This window comes from uncultured Sphingomonas sp., from assembly GCF_964021865.1.
Taxonomy (GTDB): domain Bacteria; phylum Pseudomonadota; class Alphaproteobacteria; order Sphingomonadales; family Sphingomonadaceae; genus Sphingomonas.
Genome location: NZ_CAXIAM010000012.1, coordinates 1 through 21,854 on the forward strand (window position 1 = coordinate 1; position 21,854 = coordinate 21,854).

A 21,854-nucleotide genomic window follows, 5' to 3' on the forward strand; every position below is an offset into this window, starting at 1 on the left:
AGGTCGACCGTTCGGCCGCCTATGTCGCGCGCTATCTGGCCAAGAACGTCGTCGCGGCCGGGCTGGCCCGGCGTTGCACGATCCAGCTGTCGTATGCGATCGGCATTGCCGAGCCGCTGTCGGTCTATGTCGACCTGCACGGCACCGGGACCGTCGAAGAGGCAAAGCTGGAGGCGGCGCTCCCGCAGCTCGTCCGCCTGACCCCCAAGGGCATCCGCGAGCATCTGGCGCTCAACAAGCCGATCTATTCCCGGACCGCGGCCTATGGCCATTTCGGCCGCGAGGCCGAGGGCGACCTGTTCACCTGGGAAAAGACCGATCTGGTCGACGCGCTGAAGCAGGCGGTCGCCTGATTGAAATTGGGAGCGGTTCGACCGGACCGCTCCCTTTTACGTCACTGCGAGCGCAGCGACGCGGTCCGGGGCGTCCTGATCCGGCCTTGGATTGCTTTGCTGCGCTCGCAATGACGTTAGGGAGTGACACACACCCCGCGTGACGCAGCCCCCGCTTTGTTCTACCGCGCTTCCCCATGATCGCGCATCTCAAGGGCATCCTGACTTCGACCGGCACCGACCATGCGGTGATCGACGTTCACGGGGTTGGCTATCTGGTCGGCGCGTCGGCGCGCACGCTCGCCACGATCGGGCCGGTCGGCGAGGCCGCCACGCTGTTCACCGACATGCTGGTCGCCGAGGACTTCATCCGGCTGGTCGGTTTCGCGAGCGCGGCCGAGCGCGACTGGTTCCGGTTGCTGACCGGGGTGCAGGGGGTGGGCGCGCGGGTGGCGCTGGCGATCCTGTCGGCGCTGGAGCCCGCCGATATCAGCCGTGCGGTGATGGCGCAGGACAAGGCGACGGTGGCGCGCGCCAACGGCGTCGGGCCCAAGCTGGCCGAGCGGATCGTCCGCGAGCTGAAGGATAAGGTCGGCGGGGTAGCGCTGGGCCCGGCGGCCGCGGCGCAGGTGGTGCCGGTCGGTGCCGCGTCGGACGCGGTGTCGGCGCTGCTCAACCTTGGGTTCCGGCCGGCAGAAGCGGCGAGCGCGGTCGCGGCGGCGGAGGAAGATCTGGGCGATGGGGCGTCGCTGGATGCGCTGGTGCGCCTGGCATTGCGCAAGGCGGCGAAGTCATAGCGCTTCGCTGCGGCCGTCATCCCCGCAGCGGCGGGGATACAGACGCGCGGGGCTTTGTGGAAGCGACTGACGTCGGAGCTTCTGGATGCCCGCCTGCGCGGGAATAACGGTGACGGGGAGCGCCACCCCGCTTTCGCTCTCCGTTCGTGCTAAGCTTGTCGAAGCACGTGAGCCAGGCGGACCGCACGGGACACGCACTTCGACAGGCTCAGCGCGAACGGTTCAGCGTTCAACCCGGCTGATCCAGCGGTCACCCCGGGGCGAGCCCGGGACGACGAAGCTTACGCGCCGGCCGATGCGCCGCTGCCACCGCGACCACGGCCGCGGCCGCCACGGCTGCGGCGAGCACCCCCGCCGCCGGCGCTGGCGTTCGCGTAGTTGCGGCCGCCCTGCGCCGAACCCGGCGTCGCGCGCGGGGCGTGGCTGGCCTTCGGACGCGCCGGGCCGCGCTGGCCGCGTGGGCGATCCTCGCGCGGGGCGGGATCGGCACCGATCGTCTTGACGCGCTGCGCCTTCAACTGCTCGGCCTGCTTGAGGAAATCTTCGGGCAGCTCGCTGACCGGAATTTTCTGCCGCGTGACCTTCTCGATGTCCTTAAGGTACGGACGCTCATCGTCCGCGCAGAAGGCGATCGCCTCGCCGCTGCGCCCCGCGCGGGCGGTACGCCCGATACGGTGGACGTACTGCTCGGCGACGTTCGGCAGCTCGAAGTTGAAGACGTGGCTGACGCCCGAGACGTCGATCCCGCGCGCGGCGATGTCGGTCGCCACCAGGATCGGCACCTCGCCAGACTTGAACGCCGCCAGCGCGCGCTCGCGCTGCGGCTGGCTCTTGTTGCCGTGAATCGCGTTGGCGGCGACGCCGTTGCCCGCCAGCAGCTTCACGACGCGGTCCGCGCCGTGCTTGGTGCGCGTGAATACCAATGCGCGGTCGACGGGCATGTCGCGCAGCAGGATCGTCAGCAGCGCCTGCTTTTCCGACTGGTTGCAGAAGATCACCGACTGGTCGACGCGCTCGGCGGTGGTCGACGCGGGCTTGATCGATACCGTCGCCGGATCGTTGAGGAATTGCGACGCCAGATCGCGGATCGCGGTCGGCATCGTCGCGGAAAAGAACAGGGTCTGACGCTTGCGCGGGACCATCCGCACGATCTTCTTGAGCGCGTGGATGAACCCAAGGTCGAGCATCTGGTCGGCCTCGTCGAGCACCAGGATCTCGATCATCGAGAGGTTGATATAGCCCTGCTCGACGCAATCGATCAGCCGGCCCGGCGTGGCGACGAGAATGTCGACGCCGCGCGCCACATCGTTGCGGTTCTTGTTGATGCTGGTGCCGCCGAACACGGTCGCGACCGACATCTTGGAGAACTGCCCGTAGGCACGCGCCGAGTCGGCGATCTGGCTGGCCAGCTCGCGCGTCGGAGCGAGGACGAGCATCCGGCAATGCGTCGGCAGCACCTTCTTACCCGCGGTCAGGCGCTGGATCGACGGCAAGACGAACGCAGCGGTCTTGCCGGTGCCGGTCTGCGCGATCCCGAGCAGGTCGCGGCCTTCCAGCAATTGCGGGATCGAGTCGCGCTGGATCGGGGTGGGTTCGGTATAGCCCTTGGCTTCGAGCGCACGGACGAGCGGCTCGGCAAGGCCGAGAGTGGCGAAAGACATGGAAGTACGGTCCTAAATACAGGCGCTACCCGCACGCCCGAACAGGCACACGAGTGGCGGGGAAGATTGACACCCCGCGTGACTTGGGAAGCCCGTGAAAAACGACCGAGGCGGAGCCGGGACCAACTGGTCCGATCACGCTGCCAACGCCTCGATGCTGGGTCACATGGCGAATGCGCTTACCGAAGTCAAGGTCAGACCTTTCGCGAGTTGATGCCGCAACCGTTGCGAACGTATCGCGTTCGCAACCCCGCCATGACCGACCAACCCGCCGCCACCTTGCGTCATGCGCCCGATTCACCACCGCTGGGTCGCTGGGATTGGGACATTATCGCCGATCGCGTCACCTCGGACGCCGGTTTCGCCACCTTATACGGTGTGGCGCCGGATACCGCAGCGGCGGGGGCGCCGATCGCCGAGTTTTTCGATGGCATCGCGCCGCAGGACCTGCCGCGGGTGAAGGCGGCAATTGCGCGCAGCATCGACGAGGGCGTTCCCTTCGAGGAAGAATATCGCGTCGCCGGCCCCGGTGGCCGCTGGCGCTGGGTTGCCGCGCAGGGGCGCGTCGAGCGTGATGCCGACGGACGCGTCACACATTTGCCGGGGATCAGCTTCGACATCGACGCGCGCAAACGCGCGGAACTGCGGCTGGCGGCGCTGGTCGAGCTGGGCGACCGATTGCGCGATCCGGGCGACGCGGGTGATCTGGCGCTGGCGGCGGCGCGCGTGCTGGGCATGGCCCTCGACGTCAGCCGCGCGGGCTATGGCACCGTCGACCCGGTGGCCGAGACGATCACCACCGAACGCGCTTATTGTGCCGCGGGGATCAGCGCGTTGCCCGCGGTGCTGCACTTTCGCGATTACGGCAGCTATATCGAGGACCTGAAGCGCGGCGTGACCGTCGCGATCGCCGACGTGCGCGAGGACGACCGCACCCGCGACACGGCCGAGGGGCTTCGCGAACTGTCGGCGATGTCGTTCATCAACATGCCGGTCACCGAACAGGGCGGATTCGTCGCGCTGCTGTATCTCAACCACGCCCAGCCGCGCGAATGGACGGAGGACGAACTCGCACTGGTCCGCGAGGTGGCGGAGCGCACCCGCGACGCGGTCGAGCGTCGCCGCGCCGAACAGGAATTGGCAACGCTCAACGAACGACTGGAGCAGGAGGTCGAGACGCGCACCGCCGCGCTGATGGCCGCCGAGGCACAGCTGCGTCAGGCACACAAGATGGAGGCAGTCGGGCAGCTGACCGGCGGGCTGGCCCATGATTTCAACAATCTGCTGACCGGCATTTCGGGCGCGCTGGAAATGATGCAGGTCCGCGTCGCGCAGGGGCGGATCGGCGAGCTCGACCGCTATGTCGCGGCGGCGCAAGGCGCGGCTCGGCGGGCGGCGGCGCTGACGCATCGGCTGCTCGCCTTCTCGCGCCGCCAGACGCTCGACCCGCGCCCGACCGACGTCAACCGGTTGGTCGCCGGAATGCAGGAGCTGATCCACCGCACGCTGGGCCCCGCGATCACGCTGGAAGTGGTGGGGGCGGCCGGGTTGTGGAACACGCTGGTCGATCCCAACCAGCTCGAGAACGCGCTGCTCAACCTGTGCATCAATGCGCGCGATGCGATGCCCGATGGCGGCCGCGTGACGATCGAGACCGCCAACAAATGGCTCGACGAGCGCGCCGCCCGACCGCGCGATCTACCGCCGGGGCAGTATCTCTCGCTGTGCGTCAGCGACACCGGCACCGGCATGACCCCCGAGGTGCAGGCGCGCGCCTTCGATCCGTTCTACACCACCAAGCCGATGGGCGAGGGCACCGGGCTGGGGCTGTCGATGATCTACGGCTTCGCGCGCCAGTCGGGCGGGCAGGTGCGGATCTACAGCGAGCCGGGCGACGGCACGACCGTGTGCATCTATCTGCCGCGCCATCACGGCAGCGTCGACGACGAGCACGAGGCGACGCTACCGCTCGATCAGGCGCAGCAGGTTGACGGGATGCCCACGGTGCTGGTCGTCGACGACGAGCCGACGGTACGGATGCTGGTGATCGAGGTGCTCGACAGCTTGGGCTATACCGTGCTGGAGGCGGGCGACGGCGCGGGGGCGCTGCGGATGCTCGACAGCGGCATCAAGCCCGACCTGCTGGTCACTGACGTCGGGCTGCCTGGGCAGATGAACGGGCGGCAGGTCGCCGATGCCGCGCTGGCACGCTTCCCGGCGCTAAGCGTCCTGTTCATCACCGGCTATGCCGAAAATGCGGTGATCGGCAGCGGGCAGCTCGACCCGCATGTCGCCTTGCTCACCAAGCCGTTCACGATGGAGGGGTTGGCCGCGAAGGTCCGAGCGCTGCTGGCCGAAGCGTGAGGGATTAGCCCAACGGCTCCTCTAGATCGGCCAGGAAGGCGGTGACGCCCGCGTCTGCCGTGGCGGCGATGGCGGCGAGCCGCTCGGCCAGCGCGCGCATCGCACTCGCATCGTCGCCGGCCTCGCGCGCGCGGGCGAGCACGTCGCCCACCCCCGTATCGATCTGCATCGCCGCGACGCTGGCCTGACCGACGTTCTCGCCGATCGCGCGCCCGGCGACCCCCTGTTCGCGCACCGCGGCGATCACGCTGGCGGACAGTCCCTCGATCGCATCCACCGCGCGCACGATCCCGGCATGGCCATCCGACACCGCGCCGATCGCGGTCCGGATGCGCGCGACATGATCGGCGATGCCGCCCGCCGCGGCCCGGGTCTGCGTCGCCAGCGACTTGACCTCGCCAGCCACCGCGGTGAACCCGCGCCCGGCATCCCCCGCGCGCGCGCATTCGATCGCGGCATTGAGCGCCAGCATCCCGGTCTGCTGCGCGATCGTGTCGATCAACTCGCTGACGGTGGCGATCGCCTCGGCGGCGTCGCTGAGCGCACGGATCTGCTCGGCGCCCGAATGCGTGCGGGTCACTGCGCGCTGCGTCGCCGCCTCCGCCGCGCGCATGTGCTGTTCGACCGCGTCCAGCGCGCCAGCGAAATCCTGTGCGCGCGTGGCGATCCGTTGCAGATTGACCGCCGCGCCGCCCGCCGCGGTGGCAACGTCACCGACGCGCGCGTCGATGGTTTGCGCCCGTTCGGCGATGCGGCGCGAGGCGGTGCCGACCGCCTGCGACACCTCGCCAAGCCCCCGCGCCAGATCGCGCGCGTCGCCGCGGAAGCGCTGTGCCGCCTCCTCGATCCGCAAGGCACGACGGCGTTCGGCCAGATGCGTGCGCCCGGCTCGTTCGGCCGCGATCCGCAACAGGCTGGGCTGATCGACGATACCGGCGAATCGCCCGCCGCGGGTCAGGATCAGTCCCTCCGCTGCGTCCGCCGCCCGCCACGCGGCGAGGGCAGCGACCGCGGGCGCGCCGATCTCGATCGTCGGACACGCGCGCAACTTGCCCGCCACGCCCATCGGCAGGCCGCGATTGCTGAGCAAGGCATGGCCGAACGGGCTGAACAACAACGAGCGTATGTCGCGCTCAAACAGGGCGCCGTGCGGTCGATCGTGCGAATCGACGATCGCGATCATCCGCAGACGCGGCGCGGCGCGCAACAGCGTGACCGCATCGAGCAGCGCGGCATCATCCTTCAACACGCTGAAATCGGTGGCCCATCGCCCTTCGACCACATCATCGCCCACCTCGGCGACAGGCGCGGGCGTCAGCGGCGGCAGCAGGCGGAGGGCTGATGTCATGACGACACGGTTATCCGCCTTTGGTAAAAGCCGCCTTTCCCGCGTGTGACAGTGCGATGAAACCCTTCGTCGCACGGAACCGCAGCGCGCGCCGTCTCTTTGATCCAAGACACCTGCGCGTCCTTGCGCGCGGGAGTAATGAGGATCGTCCATGACCGACATCAAAACCCGCCCGGCCGGCAACGGTGGCGAGACGCACCAGACGACCGACGCCGATCATCCGGTGCTGACCACCAACCACGGTACGCCGGTCTCGGACAACCAGAACCAGCTGAAAGTCGGTCCGCGCGGCCCGGTGCTGCTGGAGGACGAAGTCTATCGCGAGAAGATGAACCATTTCGACCATGAGCGCATCCCGGAGCGGATCGTTCATGCGCGCGGCTCGGCGGCGCACGGCTATTTCGAGTGCACCGACAGCCTGGCCGACATCACGCGCGCCGACCTGTTCCAGAAGAAGGGACAGCGGACCGAGGTGTTCGCACGCTTTTCGACGGTCGCTGGCGGCGCCGGATCGGTCGACACGCCGCGCGACGTGCGCGGCTTCGCGGTGAAATTCTACACCCGCGAGGGCAATTGGGACCTCGTCGGCAATAACATCCCGGTGTTCTTCATCCAGGACGCGATGAAGTTCCCCGACCTGATCCATGCCGCCAAGATGGAGGCGGACCGCGGCTATCCGCAGGCCGCGACCGCGCACGACACCTTCTGGGATTTCATCTCGTTGATGCCCGAGGCGACCCATATGATCATGTGGGCGATGTCGGACCGCACGCTGCCGCGCAGCTTCGCGACGATGGAGGGGTTCGGGATCCACACCTTCCGCTTCGTCAACGCCGAAGGCAAAAGCACCTTCGTCAAATTCCACTGGAAGCCGCGCGCGGGGCTCGCCTCGACGATCTGGGACGAGACGGTCAAGATCGCCGGTGCCGACCCCGATTTCCAGCGCCGCGACCTGTTCGAGCGGATCAACCGCGGCGACTATCCGGAGTGGGATCTGGGCGTGCAATTGTTCGACGAAGAGTTCGCGAACAGCCAGCCCTATGACGTCCTCGACGCGACCAAGATCATTCCCGAGGAAGTGCTGCCGGTCCGCATCGTCGGCAAGATGGTGCTCGACCGCTATCCGGATAACTTTTTCGCCGAAACCGAGCAGGTCGCCTTCTGCCCCAGCCACATGGTGCCCGGGATCGACCATTCGAACGATCCTCTGCTGCAAGGCCGCCTGTTCAGCTATCAGGACACGCAGATCAAGCGACTGGGCTCGACCAACTGGCACCAGCTGCCGATCAACCAGGCCAAGGGCCGCGCCGATGCGGCCGGCTGCCCGTTCCTGAACATGCAGCGCGATGGGCATATGCAGATGCAGGTGCCCAAGGGTCGCGCCAATTACGAGCCGAACAGTCTTCATTTGGCAGGAGAGGTCGGCGGGCCGCGCGAGGATCCGAACGGCTTCAAGAGCTTCCCCGCCGAGGAAAGCGGCCAGAAGCTGCGTATCCGTGCCGAGACGTTCGCCGACCATTATTCGCAGGCACGGCTGTTCTGGCGCTCGATGGACCCGGCCGAACAGGCGCATATCGCCTCGGCGTTCGTGTTCGAGCTGAGCAAGGTGTCGATCGCGCATATCCGCGTCGCGCAACTCGCCAATCTGCGCAACGTCGATGAGGAACTGGCACAGCGCGTCGCAGACGGGCTGGCGATCGATCTGCCCGAGGCGTCGCCGACCAGCGCCCCGGTGCTCGACATGGATCCGTCGCCGGCGCTGCGGATCGTGCGCGGGCCGCTGGAGAAGCATACGCTGGAGGGGCGCACGGTCGGCATCTTGTTCGCCGACGGCACCGATCGCGAGGATTTCGAGTCGACGATCGCAGCGATCAAGGCGGCGGGCGGCAACCCGTTGACGATCGCGCCCAAGGTCGGTGCGGTGCCGCTGTCTGACGGCACCAAGGTGGCCGCTGACGCGCAATTGTTCGGCCAGCCCTCGGTGACGGTTGACGCCTGTGCGGTGATCCTGTCCGCGGAAGCATGCGCCAAGCTCGTCAAGGAGGGCGCGGCGGTACAATGGGTCATGGATGCCTTCGGGCACCTCAAGGCGATCGGACATAACGATGCCGCAAAGCCGTTGCTCGACAAGGCCGGGGTGGAGCCCGATGCCGGCGTGACCGACCTCGAAGCGTTCGTCGATGCGGCCAAGCAGCGTTACTGGGACCGCGAGCCCAACGTCCGCACGCTGGCCTGAAGGAGCACGGATCATGCTCGAACACGTCCCGCACTGGCTGGGCAGCCTGATGCACAACGTCCGCGCTGGCCATGCCAAGCTGGCGATCGTGCAGGACGGCATCGTCACCGGCGACGCGCGGCTGGAACTTTCCAGCCTCGCGTTCGCCGATGGCGGGCGGCTGCCGGAGCGGTTCACCGCCGATGGCGAGGGGGTGTCCCCGCCGCTGACGTGGCGCGGCGTGCCGGCGAATACCGCCGCGCTGGCGTTGCTGGTCGAGGATCCCGACGCCCCTACCCCCAATCCTCTGGTCCATGCGGTGGTGTGGAACCTGCCGCCCGAGGACGGATCGCTCCCCGAAGGCGCGATCGCGCCCGATGGCCGCGGCGCGGACAACGGATCGGATGTGGGGCGCAACAGCTATGCACAGGAGGGCTGGTTGCCGCCCGACCCGCCGACCGGACATGGCAGCCACGATTATGTCTTCCAGCTTTTCGCGCTCGAGAGCGCCGCGGCGGTCGATGTCAATCCGGGGCGCAGCGCGCTGCTCGACGCGATCCGCGGACACGTGATCGCAGCTGGGATGCTCGTCGGCACCTATTCGCGCGGCGAGGAAGCACCGGTCGGTCCGGCATCGGCATCGACGCAAGTCGCCTGAGCGATGACCCCGCTGCCGCAGGTCCGCACACCACCGGCGGTGCTGGGTGTCGCGGGGCTGTTGCCACAAATGGCGTGCGTGGCGATTGCACTGGCCGAACCCGAAGCACGGATGGCGGCCGGCGTGGTTGGCGGCGGCTATGCCGCGCTGATCCTGTCGTTTCTTGGCGGGATGTGGTGGATGCAGGCGCTACTGCGCAGCGACGAGCGCTGGTGGCCGTATCTGCTGGCGGTCGCACCGAGCCTGATCGGCTGGGCAGCGCTGCTCGCCGTGATCGGCGGAGTCGCGCCACCCACGGCCGCGTTGATGGCGCTGGCGCTCGCGCTGCTCGCCAGCCCGCTGGGCGATCGCGAGATCGGCCCATTGTTGCGCGGCGTGCCGGCGTGGCGACAGTTGCGGCTGACGCTGTCGAGCGGGCTCGGCGGGCTGACGCTGGCGCTGGCGCTGGCCGTTGGGCGGGGTTGACCCCCGCCGTCTGTCTCAATGCTTGCGCGCGGCGGCAGCCTTCTTGGCATAATGATGGTGCGCGACCACGCAGCCGGCGGCGGCGCCCATCACGCCATGTCCCTTGCCGACCATATGCCCGGCAAGACCGCCGGCCGCGGCGCCGCGCAGACAGCCCTTGGCCGAGGCGGGCGAGGCGGCGAGCACCGTGGCAGCAATGGCAGCGATGAGAACGGAACGCATTTCTTCTCTCCTTGATCGATGGAGCGAAGATAGGCGTTCGGAAGGCGTTGTCCCGTTACAAACAGGACAGGCGCCGGACAGGGATTGACAAGGCGGCACGGACGCCAAGGCCCGTGCCGCCGGATCGATCTCAGGCGAACAGCGGCTGGATCGTCGCGGTCTTACGACGACGGATCGCCGCGCCGACGAGGCCGAAGCCGAGGATCATCATCGCCCAGGTCGCAGGCTCGGGCACCGCATCGGTCGGCGGGGTGGTGCCGCGATCGAACCGGACCTGCAGCGAGCTGCTAGGCGCAAAATAGGTGTTCGACAGATTGATGGTGACGAAACCGCCGTCGAAGCTGATGTTGTTGGGATCAAAGGCGAACTCATTGAAGTCCGCATCGAAGTTGACGACCTTGTTCACGTCGCCCAGCTCGGCATAGGTGAACGGGTCGGTGACGTTGGAGAAGGACAGCGAGTATGTCCCCGCCAGCGCCGCGCCGTCGGGCAGATTCAAGTTGTTGTTGAAGCTGATCGTCAACAGCCCGGCCGAAAAATCCGCGTTCAGCGTCGTGCCGTAGACGTCGTATCCGATGCCGAATTCGCCGCCGCTGCCGACAACCGCGTCGTTGGTCGAGCATTCCAGATCGACCCCGCCGCAGGTCACCTGATCACCCACCGACACCGTCGCAGAGGCAGGAACGGTAAGGAACGCGCCGATCAGCGCGAGGCTGCCCAAAATGTGCTTCTTCATGTCACTCCCCTGTCTGGCCGGCAGGGGCCGACCTTTAACGGCGTCTTACAGCAAATCGTTAACAGATCGTTAACGATACTGCCGAGGGGATCATATGCGCGTGTAACGAAAATACCAGACCTCATGCCCTTGGCGGCGCGCCTTGCGCTCGTACCGGGTTTCCGGCCAATCTTCGGGGCGGTCGAGGAAGTCCCGCGGCCCCTGCGCCTGCCAGACGAAGTCGCAGCGCTGGTTCATCACCATCATCGACCAGCGGCAATAGGTGGGGTCGTCGGTGCCGAGTCGGAACTCCGCGCCCGGCTTCAGCTTGGCGGCGATCAGGTCGAGCGGGCCGTGGTTCATCATCCGGCGCTTGGCGTGGCGCGCCTTGGGCCACGGATCGGGGTGGAGCAGATAGACGCGCTCCAGCGACGCGTCGGGAAGGCGTTCGATCACCTCCAGCGCATCGCCCATGTGGATGCGGACATTGTCGAGCGCGCCGTCGCGGACATGGCCGAGCGCGCCGACCACGCCGTTGAGGAACGGCTCGCAGCCGATGAAGCCGGTGCCGGGCGCGGTCGCCGCCTGCCCGGCGAGATGTTCGCCCGCGCCGAAGCCGATCTCGACCTGCAACGGGCGATCGTCGCCGAACAACTGCACCGCATCGAGCGCGCCGTCGCTGGGCACCGCGATGCGCGGCAGCAGTTCCTCGACCAATGCCGCCTGCCCGGCGCGCAACGCATGGCCCTGACGCCGGCCATACAGGCGGCGGATCGTTGTGGGATCGTTCATGCAGGCGCGCCTACCGCACGGGCGCGCGAAACGAAACGGAGGAAGCGATGCGTGCGTGGTGGAGCGGAGTGGCGCTGGTTGCCGTGGCGGCGGCGGTGCCGGCATGGTCGCAACTGTCGAGTCAGACATCGATCTCGATGCTGAACGGCGACGGCGGCTGGACGCCGGCGGTGTTCGTCTGCGACTCGACCGATCGCGACCGCGTGCTGGTGCTGTCCGCCCCCGATGCGCAGCGCGGCGCGACGCTGACCAGCCTGTTGAAGCCCGGCCTCGTCCGCTATCAGGTGCAGGTGCGCGTCGGCGCTGGCGATCCGGGCATGGGGCAGATCTATTATCCGCTCACCAACGCCGCCGGGCGGACGATGGGCAACATCCACGCGATCAATCCCGGCATGGTCGAACCCGGCGCTACGACGCCGACCGTCACCGCGGTGACGTACGGTCGCGAAACGACGTCGTGCCGCTTCGCGCCGCAGACGCGCGTGCTGGGAGTGACCGCGAAACGCTCGATCCAGTTGACGCGCAGCGAGCGCGACGGGTTCGTCTATCGCAGCTACAATTACGATACCGATCTGCCCGCGATCGAGCAGCCGTGGGGCGGGCGCGACACGCGCGCCTCGCTGACGATCACCGGCGGGCGGTTGATCGAGGAACGCGGCGGACGGCGCATCTATCAATTCGCGAACGGCGGTTATGTCTATCGCGTGCTGGCGTCGGTCGATCCAGCGAAGGGCGGCGGCGGGGTGCAGGTGTGGCGCGACGGGCGGATGCTGCTCGCGGAGCCGTTCGTCGCCTATACCGCCGCGTCCTGAGCGGGACCGAAAGCGCGCGCGGGTCGTTGGCAGGCGGACATCGAAGCGGAGCCGATATGGGCAAGAAGAAGAAAAAGGCGCTGCGCGCCGCCGCCGAACGCGAGCATGACGCCACCGCGCCGCTGCGCGCGCTGGCGGCGGCGGGGGCGATGCGGGCGCTGTCGCCCATTGCGAAAGCCACCGATGAGCCGCCGTTGCTCGCGCTTGGACTCGGCACGTTGGCGATCGGTGCGGTGCTGCGTCGCCCGGCGCTGGCGCGCAGCGGCGCGCGGATGGTCGCGAGCCATTTGCTGGCGACGGGCCTGAAAACGGTGTTGAAGGCCGGGGTCGACCGTGCGCGTCCCAACGTTCCGGGCACCGACGCGGTACCGCGCAAGGGGCATGGCACCGATGACACCGATTTCAACGCCTTTCCGTCGGGACACACCGCCGGCGCGGTGGCGGTGGCGCAATCGGTGGCGCACGAAGCGCCGGGGATCGGCGGGGTCGCACGGCTGGCAGCGGGCTCCGCCGGCGTAGCGCAGGTCGCGCGCGGCGCACATTATGGCAGCGACGTCGTGGCCGGCGCGGTGATCGGCTGGCTGGCCGAGCGCGTCGCCGGCTGGGCAATCGCGGCCGGCGAGCGCTTCGCCGAAACCCGCCGCGATGTGAAGGCGGAAGCCGAGGTCGAGGCGCATCCGAGCTGACCGATCGACAGCTTAAGGACGCCGTTACAATGGCATCGCGTACAAAGCGTGATGCGCGAGGATGTAGAGCGTGCGCCGGTCCGCGCCGCCGAGCAGCAGTTGCAGCGGGCGTTCGGGGACGTCGATGCGACGGGTCAGCGAACCGTCAGGGGCGTAGACAAACACCTGCCCGTTGGCGACGTACAGATTGCCCGCCGCGTCGCGCGCGACGCTTTCGCCGCCGCGTGGGGCAACGACCTTGAGGTCGGTCACTTGTCCGCCCGCACCGACCAGCCCGCTGTAGGTGAGGTTTTCGGAGGCATTGGTCAGCGTAACCCGGCTGCCGGGCACCGCCCCGACAAAGCCATAGGAATCAAGCGTGTCGGACCAGCGCCAGCCGAGATGATCGTCCGGCCCCTGGTTCCAGACGCGGAACGCCGGCAGCGCCAGCGATCTGTCGGGCGAGCGATATTCCTGCGGCTTCACCTCGCCCAATTTGCTTGTGAAGAACGAGGCGATCGGGGGATACTCATAGGTCGACGGATCGATACGATCTGCGAATTCGCCGTTCGCCCAGACATTTACCGGCAGTAGCGTCGTCGCCTTATCGCCTGAGCGCACGGCGGTCGGCTCGATCGGGCGGATGTCGTCGGGCCTTGCGGGGTCGATGCTGTAGACGCTGCCGTCGCGGCCGGCGGAGGATTGCACCAGCAGGCGGCCGGAGCGGTCGACGGCGAGGTTGACCGGATCGAGCGGCGCGTCGGAGACGGTCGTCAGCCCCTCCGCCGGCGTAAAGCCGTGAATCCGCTGGAAAAAGCGGTCGACGAAGTACAGCTTGCCGTTCGCGTCCACCGCCCCGCCGGAGATGGAATAGAAGCCGTCCGCGACTTTGGTCACGCCGGAAGTTACTGGAATCGCTGCACTAGTGATGGCTCCGGGGACGTCGAGCCGGGCGAATTCGCGTTCGCGGACCTCCTGATGGCGGGTCATGTCCTTGATGCTGTTTTCAAAAGGAAATTTGCTGGCGCGCAGATAGGTGCCGCAGCCCTTGGCATCGCAGCTCGCAAAGCCGCTTTCGGCGTTCACATGAACGTTGCGGAAGCGGATATTGCCCGAATTGAACAGCTTGACCGCGGCGTCCATCGGCTTGATCGTCCGCGTGACGCGATAGCCGTGATAGTTGGCGAACAGGATATCGCTCGAGTCGTGGAACTCGGTCGAGACCGCGTTGACGCCGTCGCGTACCTCCTGTTCGGTCTGCGGTGCCAGAAACTCCCAGTTTTTAACCCGCTCCAGCACGATCTCGGCACGATAATGATGCTCTGCCGATAGCTGATAGACGTGTCCGGGCGTGCTGGTGTCAGAAACGTGAAAACCCGCCGACGCGAGCGTGTTGGGCGACCAGATCGCCGAGAAGGTCCCGCCGCCGCCATCGGTGACCATGATGCTGGGGTACTGGCCATCGGGCCGCGCGCGGGGGTCGTTCTGGTTGATCGGGCTGCCCTTGGTCAGCACCGTCCCGCCGCCGCCCTGGATCTTGACGTCGTTGACCTCCGACGCCGCGCCGGCCTTCCACAGCAAGGCGGTGGCGCGGCGGTTGATCGCACCGGTCCACAGCCCGAGGCCGTGGACGATCGCATTGCCGCCCTTCGCGCTCTCGATCATCGCCTTCGCGCCGCCGACGCCGATGAAGCCGGGGGTCTCGTCGGGCAGATAGACGTGCGTCAGGCTGGGATGGAGCGCGATCAGGACGGTGTCGGGACGCAAGCGGATCGTGTCGGTGACGCGGTAGCGGCCAAGGGGCAGGTAGACGACGCGATGGGTGTCGATCGCGCGCTGCAACGCGGCGGTGTCGTCGGTCGCGTCGTCGCCCTTGACGCCGAGATCGTGCGCGTTCGCCCATTCGCGGACCGGGGGAAGCGCGCGGATCGCGTTGGCGGGACGCTTCGGCGCGCGCGCCAGCGGGGTCACCGAGACGGCGGTCGCGGTTTCGCCGATCGTGCCGAGCCCGGCGAGCTTCAGCCCGTGCGAGAAGTCGGCGACCCGGTAGCGCGCGCCCTTCCCCGCAATCGTCCTCCCCGAGTCGCGGAAGCGCGCGAAGGTCGGCGTGTCGATCGCGACCGCATCGTCGAAGCCGATCTGCGTGAAGACGCTGTTCTCCTCCGAGATCACCACCGCGGCCTGCGACACCTTCTCAAAGCGGACCTGCTTGCCCCACAGCGAATCCGAATAGCCGCGGTCGATCTCGATCCCGACCGGCGTGTCGCGGATCGCGACGTTGACCAAGGTGAGGTCGACCTCATGCTCGCGGATCGCGGCGTCGCGCTGCCCGGCGAACTCGCTGTCGATCAGCGTGAACTGCCACGCCGGCGAGGTCTTTTCCGACATGATGCCGTAGCGGCCGCCGAAGAAGCGCAGGTCCTCGAATTCGTTGCCCGCCTGATAGACGCCCGCCAGCCCCGACCCGATGTGGAAGTCGACGTGGCGCAGATAACCGTGCTGCGCGACGCGGAAGCGCACCGCGACCGCGCCGGCATTGCCGTCGCCGATCCGAAAATCGATGTTCGACAGCGCGGAATAGAAGGTGCTGGAGGTGGCGTCGAAGATCGCAGGATCGAACGGTACGCTGGTGCGCGGCGGAACCGGCGCCTTGCCGACGCGATACTGGTCCTCGCCGGTGAAGGCGACCATCGCCGCGACGCCGCTGCCGAAGCCGGCGGTGTTGTCGCCGAGGACGATCTGCGGCCGGGTCTTGCCGACGCCGAACAGCCGCACCGCCGAACGGACGAAGATCGTGCGCGAGATCCGATAGGTGCCCGAAGGGACGAAGACGACGCCGCCGTGCCCGCCCGCCGCGGCGGCGTCGATCGCCTGTTGCAGCGCGACGCTGTCGTCGGCGCGGCCGTCACCGCCGGCCTTGAGGACGATCGCGCGCGGATCGTCGGGCATGGTCTGGTAGACCGATACGCCCGGTTTGATGCCGGTTGCCGCGAGTGCCGGAGTGGCGAGCACCGCCGCCAATGCCGCCCCGATCCGCCATCCTGCCCGCATCGCCCGTCTCCCGTCTGTTTTCGCACTTTTGCTAGCGGTACCAGACGGATGCTTCATGCGCGACGATGGTCGTAGGTGGGCTTCTTTGCCCCTCCCCAATCCAGTGAGGTGGTCGAGGAGCGGGCCTGAGCCTCATCCCCCACCCCCAACCCCTCCCCCGAGGGGGAGGGGCTTTGCTGGCGTCAGGCGTAGCTGGTGTCGCTGCTGAGCGCCTGGGCGGCGATCGCGACCTGCGTGCGGTTGCGGACGTTCAGCTTGCGCATCAGCGCAGTCATGTGCGCCTTCACGGTCGCCTCGGCGATGCCGAGGTCATAGGCGATCTGTTTGTTGAGCAGCCCGGAATGGACGCCGCGCATCACCTTGAGCTGCGTCGGGGTGAGTTGCGCCAGCATCGCGCCGCTGATCGGCGCGGGCATCTCCTGAGCGATGGCTTCCATTCCTTCCTCCCGTAACATCGCCGTCCCGTCGCGCTTTCGAGCGGATTCGGTTGGACAGCTTTGTGCACTATGCGCCGCGATGTTAGCGCTTTTCAAGTAACATGCGATAGATTGCGCAGTGAAGTTGTCGGACAGGCCGCACAGCCTCTCGCCACGCTGGCGGCCGTTCGCTACGTTCGGCGGACATCGCACGGGAGGGGAGCGCCGGTGAGCGAGGGACGACTGGCCGACCGCGCCTATGCCGCCATCGTGCGGATCATCAACGACGAGGGGCTGACGACCGGCGAGCGTCTGCCGTCCGAGGCGCGGCTGGCCGAGACGTTCGGCATGTCGCGCACGATCGTCCGCGAGGCGTTGGCGCGGCTGGCCTCCGACGGCATCACCGAGGCGCGGCGCGGCGCGGGGAGTTACGTCAAGCGGCGGCCATCGGAGCGGCTGGGGACGCATCTGCCGCTCGACGCGCTGGCGGCGACGCTCGGCACCTATGAGGTGCGGTTCGTGCTGGAGGCGGAGGCGGCACGGCTGGCGGCGCTGCGGCGGTCGCAGGCGCAGCTCGACGCGATCGAGTCGGCGCTGGAGGCGTTGCGCGCGGCATTGTTCTCGAACGCGCCGGCGCATGACGAGGATTGGGCGTTGCACCTGGCGATCGTCGCGGCGACCGGCAATGCCGCATTCACGCCGGTGTTCGACCATCTGCGCGACAGCGTCATGCAAATCCTGCGCGCGGGGGTCGACATCTCGCGATCGCGCCCGCCGCAGGTGATAGGGGCGATGATGGAGGAGCATGACGCGATCGTCGACGCGATCCGCACCCGCGACGCCGATGGCGCGGCGCTGGCGATGCGGTGGCATCTGTCGCAGGGGCGCAAGCGGTTGATGCCATAGGGTTTCTTTCGCCTCCCTCCGTCATTCCCGCGCATGCGGGAATCCAGACGCGCAGGTCTGGCGATGGAGCCGCAACGTCAGAGGTTCTGGATTCCCGCCTTCGCGGGAATGACAAGCAAGGGTCGAGCCCGGGACGACGGAAAGGGCTACGCCTGCCGCTTCTCGACCCACGCCTGCACCTGGCGGCACAGCGCCTCGGGCGCGTGGCCGGCGTCGAGGCGGAGCGCGCATTCGTCGGCATGGGGCGGTTCGAGCGTCGCGAGCTGGCTGTCGAGCAGGCTAGGCGGCATGTAATGGCCGGTGCGCGCGCCCATGCGGCGGGCGATCTCGCCGCGATCGGTGTCGAGGAACGCGAAGTGCAGCGGCAGCCCCGCGGCCGCCTCCAGCCGCGCGCGATAGGCGTGGCGCAGCGCGGAGCAGGCCGCCACCGCCACGCCCCCGGCGCGCGCCGCCTCGCCCAAGGCCGCGCCGAGCCGGTCGAGCCACGGCCAGCGATCCGCGTCGGTCAGCGGCGCGCCCGCCTCCATCTTCGCGACGTTCGCCGCCGAATGGAACGTGTCGCCTTCAAGGAACGGCGCTTGCCAGCGATCAGCGAGCAAGCGGCCGAGCGTCGACTTGCCCGTCCCGCTGACCCCCATCACCACCACCGCCAGCGGCTCGCCGTCCATTCCGCCTGCCACTATCGTTCCTCCCGCCGCACCGCCCGCGCTATCGGCCGCGCGGTCGCTGTCTGACCATTACGACCTTTGTCGGCGCGGCGCGCGACCTTGGTCGTAGATGCCCGTGCCCGCCCCCTCTTGTATGACCTGCATCACACAATCGCGTGCCCGCAGCGGCGGAGGCGCGCCGCCATTTAGGGGATGGAGATATGGTCGAGGCACGTCGGCGTTCGCCGCGATATGATACCGCTACCAGTGTCGCGGCGCTGGCCTTGATGCTGCTGGCGAGCCCGGCGGTTGCGCAGCAGCAGGCGAGCGACCTCCCGGACTCAACGCGCAGTGCCGCGCCGGCCACCCCCGACCAACTCGTCACGCCGAACGCGCCGGCCGAGCAGGACGCGACCCCCGCCACCGCCTCCGACATCGTCGTCACCGGCACGCGCATTACCGCGAGCGGCTTCAACGCCCCGACCCCGACGACGGTGATCGGCGAGGCGCAGATCCAGGCGAATGCGCAGCCGAACATCTTCAACACGATTGCACAATTGCCGTCGCTGCAAGGCTCGACCGGCGCGGCGACCGGCACGTTCAGCACGTCGAGCGGGCAACAGGGGCTCAGTTCCTTCTCGCTGCGCGGGCTGGGGACGATCCGCACGCTGACATTGCTCGACGGGCAGCGCGTGGTCGGCGCGAACGTGACCGGCGTGCCCGACATCAGCCAGTTCCCGCAACTGCTGATCAAGCGCGTCGACGTCGTGACCGGCGGCGCTTCGGCCTCCTATGGCTCGGACGCGGTCGGCGGCGTCATCAACTTCATCACCGACACGCGTTTCCAGGGCGCGAAGTTCAACGCGCAGACCGGTGTTTCCACCTATGGCGACGGCGGGCAGGCTTTGGTGCAGGCAGCACTGGGCAAGAGCTTCGCGGGCGACCGGCTGCATGTCGTCGTCAGCGGCGAGTATGCCAAGGATCAGGGCGTCGGGCCGGGCAATTTCGGCGAGGATCTGGCGAGCGGGCGCGATTGGTATCGCGCGACGACCTTCGTCGACACCAACATCCGCAACAGCACCAACCCGCAATTCCTGGTCCGCGATCACGGGCAGGCGTTCAAATATACGAAATGGGGCCTCATCAACAACGGGCCGTTGCAGGGGATCGCGTTCGATGGCGACGGGCGGCCGTTCGCGTTCAATTATGGGTCGAACGGGGTGCCGGCCAAGAACGCCAATGGCGACGTGATCGGCTGCTACGTCGGCTTCTGCGTCGGCGGCGACCAGTCCGGGCATGTCGGCTCGGGCACGTCGCTGCAATCGGCGCTGGAGCGGATCAACGGCTATACGCGGATCGGCTATGACGTCGCGCCCGACACCGAATTGTACCTGACCGCGAACATCGCGCAGGTGAAGACCAGCAACCAGCCGAACCCGGGCGCGGCCAAGGACAATGTCATCGTCCAGTGCGCCAACCCGTACCTGCCCGCCACGATCCAGGCGCAGTGCGCGACCGCGGGGATCACGCAATTCCGCTATGGTCTCAGCAACGCGATCCTGCCGAACATCAAGGTCAACACCGATCGCCGGCAATATCGCTTCGTCGGCGGGCTGAAGGGCAAGGCGGAGATCCTCGGCGACAGCTGGACCTACGATCTGTATTACGAGCACGGCATCAACGTCACCGACATCGACGTCGACAATATCAGCCTCAACGGCCGCTACACGCAGGCGGTGAATGCGGTGCGGCTGAACGGCGAGATCGTCTGCGCCGATGCCGCGGCGCGCGCCAGCGGGTGCCAGCCGATCAACATCTTCGGCAACAACAAGCCGTCCGCCGCAGCGCTGTCGTACATCGTCCCCGACAACGGGCCATTCCAGCATACGCGCCAGACGCAGGACGCGGCGGCGGCGAGCATCTCGGGCACACCGGTCGACCTGTGGGCCGGGCCGCTGGCGATCGCGGCGGGGATCGAGTGGCGGCAGGAGGCGTACCGCGTCCGCGCGGACGCCTACGGCGCAGGCGTGTCCGACCTGAGCCCGAACAACGCCGCCTATCCGGCCGATCCGTCGCTGCTCGCCACCGGGAACAACTGGTATGCGGGCAATTACAAGAACGGCTCGGGCAAATATAACGTCGTCGAGAGCTTCCTCGAACTCAACCTGCCGCTGATCGACTCGCCCGCCGTGGGGCGCGCGAACCTGAACGGTGCGGGGCGCGCGACGCGCTATTCGACGTCGGGCGTCGTCTATGCGTGGAAGATCGGCGGGACGTGGGAGACGCCGCTCAGCGGGTTCCGCCTGCGCGCGGTCACCTCGCGCGACGTGCGCGCGCCCAATTTGTCGGAGCTGTTCGCCGCGCCGACCACCACCACCGTCCCGAACTTCACCGATCCGTTCAACAACACGCAGGTGCTGATCATCCAGAACACGATCGGCAACACCGCGCTGCGCCCCGAAATCGCGCGCAGCACCGAACTGGGCGCGGTGCTCGCGCAGCCGTCATGGCTGCCGGGGCTGAGCTTGTCGTTCGACTATTACGATATCAGGATCGACGACGTCGTCTCGTCGCTGTCGGCGCAGCAGATCGTCAACCTGTGCCGCGAGGGCAATGCCGACACGTGCAGCGCGTTCAACCTGCAGAACACCGCCGGGCCGAATTTCGTCAACGTGCAGGCGTTCAACCTCGCCTCGATCAAGACGCGCGGCTTCGATATCGAGGCGAGCTACCAGTGGCGCCGGCCGCTCGGGCTGCCGGGCAGCCTGACGCTGCGCGGGCTGGGTACGCATGTGATCGACTATATCACCGACTCCGGGCTCAACTCGAACGGCAAGCCGGTCGCGCCGGTCGATTCGGCGGGCGCCAATTCGGGGGCGACGCCGAGCTGGAAGTGGCTGGCGATCCAGACCTATCAGAACGACACTTTCAGCCTGCTGCTGCAGGAGCGCTGGTTCAGCGACGGCGTGTACGGCAACCAATATGTCGTCTGTTCGGCAGGCAGTTGCCCGGAATCGACCAACGACCACCCGACGATCGATTTCAACCGGATGAAGGGTGCTTTCTACTTCGACATCGGCGCGACGGTGAACGTCACCCCGCAGGTCAGCATGTTCGTCAAGGTCGACAACCTATTCGACCGCGATCCCGAACCGTCGCCGCAGACCAATACCGGATTGGACGTCAATCCGGCGCTGTACGACACGCTCGGGCGGTTCTTCCGCGTGGGAGTGCGCGGGCGGTTCTGATCGCCCGAACGGCGAAGGGGATGCGACCCGTCCTAGAGAAAGCCAGCCATCCCCGACGGCGACAGGATCTCGATCCAATAGCCGTCGGGATCGGTGATGAAGGCGATGTCCTTCATCGTGCCGTCCTGCGGGCGCTTCCTGAACGGCACGCCCAGTTCCTCGAACCGCGCGCAGGCCGCCGCCACGTCGGGCACCGAAATGCCGATATGGCCGAAGCCGCGCGGATCGTCGTTGCCGCTGTGATAGCCCGCGAACGCCGGGTCGCTCTCGGTTCCCCAATTGTGGGTCAGCTCCAGCGTCGTCTCGCGCGTGAAGATGAAGCGCGCGCGTTCGGCCGGATCGTCGGGCACCGTCTCGCCCTCGCCCAGATAGGCGAGGAAGTAGAGCGAGAAGCGCATGTCGGGGAAGTCGAGCTTTTGGAGCAGGGCCATGCCCAGCACATCGCGGTAGAAGGCCAGCGACAGCTCCGGATCGCGGATGCGGAGCATCGTCTGGTTGAGCGCGAACCCTTCGGTGCCGGGGGTGCGGGACATGGTTTTC

The 21,854-nt window shown here is 67.7% G+C and carries 19 protein-coding genes; 10 read left to right on the forward strand and 9 right to left on the reverse strand.

Going from position 1 to position 21,854, the window contains the following annotated elements; genetic code table 11:
* Both AADI75_RS04950 and ruvA read left to right on the forward strand, forming a co-directional pair.
* The coding region (locus tag AADI75_RS04950) for a methionine adenosyltransferase domain-containing protein (RefSeq protein ID WP_341207938.1) at positions 1-353 on the forward strand (353 nt) is incomplete at its 5' end.
* Positions 354-529: 176 nt separating this feature from the next.
* The gene (ruvA, locus tag AADI75_RS04955; protein WP_341207939.1) at positions 530-1,129 is read left to right on the forward strand and encodes a Holliday junction branch migration protein RuvA; all 600 of its coding nucleotides are present in this window, start codon (positions 530-532) and stop codon (positions 1,127-1,129) included.
* 281 nt (positions 1,130-1,410) lie between these two features.
* Here the strand turns inward: ruvA and AADI75_RS04960 are convergent, their stop codons facing one another.
* Complete coding sequence (locus AADI75_RS04960) at positions 1,411-2,790, reverse strand: DEAD/DEAH box helicase (RefSeq protein ID WP_341207940.1); 1,380 nt, start codon at positions 2,788-2,790, stop codon at positions 1,411-1,413.
* Between the two features lie 255 nt (positions 2,791-3,045).
* Here AADI75_RS04960 and AADI75_RS04965 point away from each other — a divergent pair, with 255 nt between their 5' ends.
* Complete coding sequence (locus tag AADI75_RS04965; RefSeq protein WP_341207941.1) at positions 3,046-5,154, forward strand: ATP-binding protein; 2,109 nt, start codon at positions 3,046-3,048, stop codon at positions 5,152-5,154.
* 4 nt (positions 5,155-5,158) lie between these two features.
* Here AADI75_RS04965 and AADI75_RS04970 read toward each other — a convergent pair whose 3' ends face one another.
* The gene (locus AADI75_RS04970; protein ID WP_341207942.1) at positions 5,159-6,502 is read right to left on the reverse strand and encodes a methyl-accepting chemotaxis protein; all 1,344 of its coding nucleotides are present in this window, start codon (positions 6,500-6,502) and stop codon (positions 5,159-5,161) included.
* 151 nt (positions 6,503-6,653) lie between these two features.
* On the opposite strand from AADI75_RS04970, the gene AADI75_RS04975 reads away from it, so the two are divergent.
* The 3 genes from AADI75_RS04975 to AADI75_RS04985 are packed head-to-tail and all read left to right on the forward strand — an operon-like array spanning position 6,654 to position 9,840.
* Complete coding sequence (locus AADI75_RS04975; protein WP_341207943.1) at positions 6,654-8,738, forward strand: catalase; 2,085 nt, start codon at positions 6,654-6,656, stop codon at positions 8,736-8,738.
* Positions 8,739-8,751: 13 nt separating this feature from the next.
* Positions 8,752-9,375, forward strand: a complete 624-nt coding sequence (locus AADI75_RS04980) for a YbhB/YbcL family Raf kinase inhibitor-like protein (RefSeq protein ID WP_341207944.1) — start codon at positions 8,752-8,754, stop codon at positions 9,373-9,375.
* Positions 9,376-9,378: 3 nt separating this feature from the next.
* Complete coding sequence (locus AADI75_RS04985) at positions 9,379-9,840, forward strand: DUF3429 domain-containing protein (protein WP_341207945.1); 462 nt, start codon at positions 9,379-9,381, stop codon at positions 9,838-9,840.
* Between the two features lie 15 nt (positions 9,841-9,855).
* Here AADI75_RS04985 and AADI75_RS04990 read toward each other — a convergent pair whose 3' ends face one another.
* The 3 genes from AADI75_RS04990 to AADI75_RS05000 form a co-directional block, all read right to left on the reverse strand.
* Positions 9,856-10,062 (reverse strand): hypothetical protein, encoded by a 207-nt coding sequence (locus tag AADI75_RS04990; RefSeq protein WP_341207946.1) that lies wholly within the window; start codon positions 10,060-10,062, stop codon positions 9,856-9,858.
* A gap of 130 nt (positions 10,063-10,192) precedes the next feature.
* A complete protein-coding gene (locus AADI75_RS04995; protein ID WP_341207947.1) occupies positions 10,193-10,798 on the reverse strand; it encodes a PEPxxWA-CTERM sorting domain-containing protein in 606 nt (201 codons plus the stop codon).
* 90 nt (positions 10,799-10,888) lie between these two features.
* On the reverse strand, positions 10,889-11,569 hold the full coding sequence (locus tag AADI75_RS05000) for a tRNA (guanine(46)-N(7))-methyltransferase TrmB (protein WP_341207948.1): 681 nt from the start codon (positions 11,567-11,569) through the stop codon (positions 10,889-10,891).
* Positions 11,570-11,616: 47 nt separating this feature from the next.
* Between AADI75_RS05000 and AADI75_RS05005 the strand changes: the two genes are divergently transcribed.
* Together AADI75_RS05005 and AADI75_RS05010 are read left to right on the forward strand one after the other, a co-directional pair.
* Positions 11,617-12,381 carry a hypothetical protein gene (locus AADI75_RS05005; RefSeq protein WP_341207949.1) on the forward strand — a complete coding sequence of 255 codons (765 nt, stop codon included), beginning with the start codon at positions 11,617-11,619 and terminating at the stop codon, positions 12,379-12,381.
* Between the two features lie 56 nt (positions 12,382-12,437).
* On the forward strand, positions 12,438-13,067 hold the full coding sequence (locus AADI75_RS05010; protein ID WP_341207950.1) for a phosphatase PAP2 family protein: 630 nt from the start codon (positions 12,438-12,440) through the stop codon (positions 13,065-13,067).
* 24 nt (positions 13,068-13,091) lie between these two features.
* Here AADI75_RS05010 and AADI75_RS05015 read toward each other — a convergent pair whose 3' ends face one another.
* Positions 13,092-16,097 carry a glycosyl hydrolase family 28-related protein gene (locus AADI75_RS05015; RefSeq protein ID WP_341207951.1) on the reverse strand — a complete coding sequence of 1,002 codons (3,006 nt, stop codon included), beginning with the start codon at positions 16,095-16,097 and terminating at the stop codon, positions 13,092-13,094.
* 182 nt (positions 16,098-16,279) lie between these two features.
* The gene (locus tag AADI75_RS05020; RefSeq protein WP_341207952.1) at positions 16,280-16,534 is read right to left on the reverse strand and encodes a LuxR C-terminal-related transcriptional regulator; all 255 of its coding nucleotides are present in this window, start codon (positions 16,532-16,534) and stop codon (positions 16,280-16,282) included.
* A 207-nt stretch (positions 16,535-16,741) separates the two neighbouring features.
* Here AADI75_RS05020 and AADI75_RS05025 point away from each other — a divergent pair, with 207 nt between their 5' ends.
* Positions 16,742-17,419 carry an FCD domain-containing protein gene (locus tag AADI75_RS05025; protein WP_341207953.1) on the forward strand — a complete coding sequence of 226 codons (678 nt, stop codon included), beginning with the start codon at positions 16,742-16,744 and terminating at the stop codon, positions 17,417-17,419.
* Positions 17,420-17,565: 146 nt separating this feature from the next.
* On the opposite strand, the gene AADI75_RS05030 is transcribed toward AADI75_RS05025, so the two are convergent.
* On the reverse strand, positions 17,566-18,057 hold the full coding sequence (locus AADI75_RS05030) for a gluconokinase (RefSeq protein ID WP_341207993.1): 492 nt from the start codon (positions 18,055-18,057) through the stop codon (positions 17,566-17,568).
* A 230-nt stretch (positions 18,058-18,287) separates the two neighbouring features.
* Here AADI75_RS05030 and AADI75_RS05035 point away from each other — a divergent pair, with 230 nt between their 5' ends.
* Entirely contained in the window at positions 18,288-21,314 is a 3,027-nt protein-coding gene (locus tag AADI75_RS05035) for a TonB-dependent receptor (RefSeq protein WP_341207954.1), read from the forward strand.
* A 32-nt stretch (positions 21,315-21,346) separates the two neighbouring features.
* Here the strand turns inward: AADI75_RS05035 and gloA are convergent, their stop codons facing one another.
* A complete protein-coding gene (gloA, locus tag AADI75_RS05040; protein WP_341207955.1) occupies positions 21,347-21,847 on the reverse strand; it encodes a lactoylglutathione lyase in 501 nt (166 codons plus the stop codon).
* Positions 21,848-21,854: the final 7 nt, after the last annotated feature.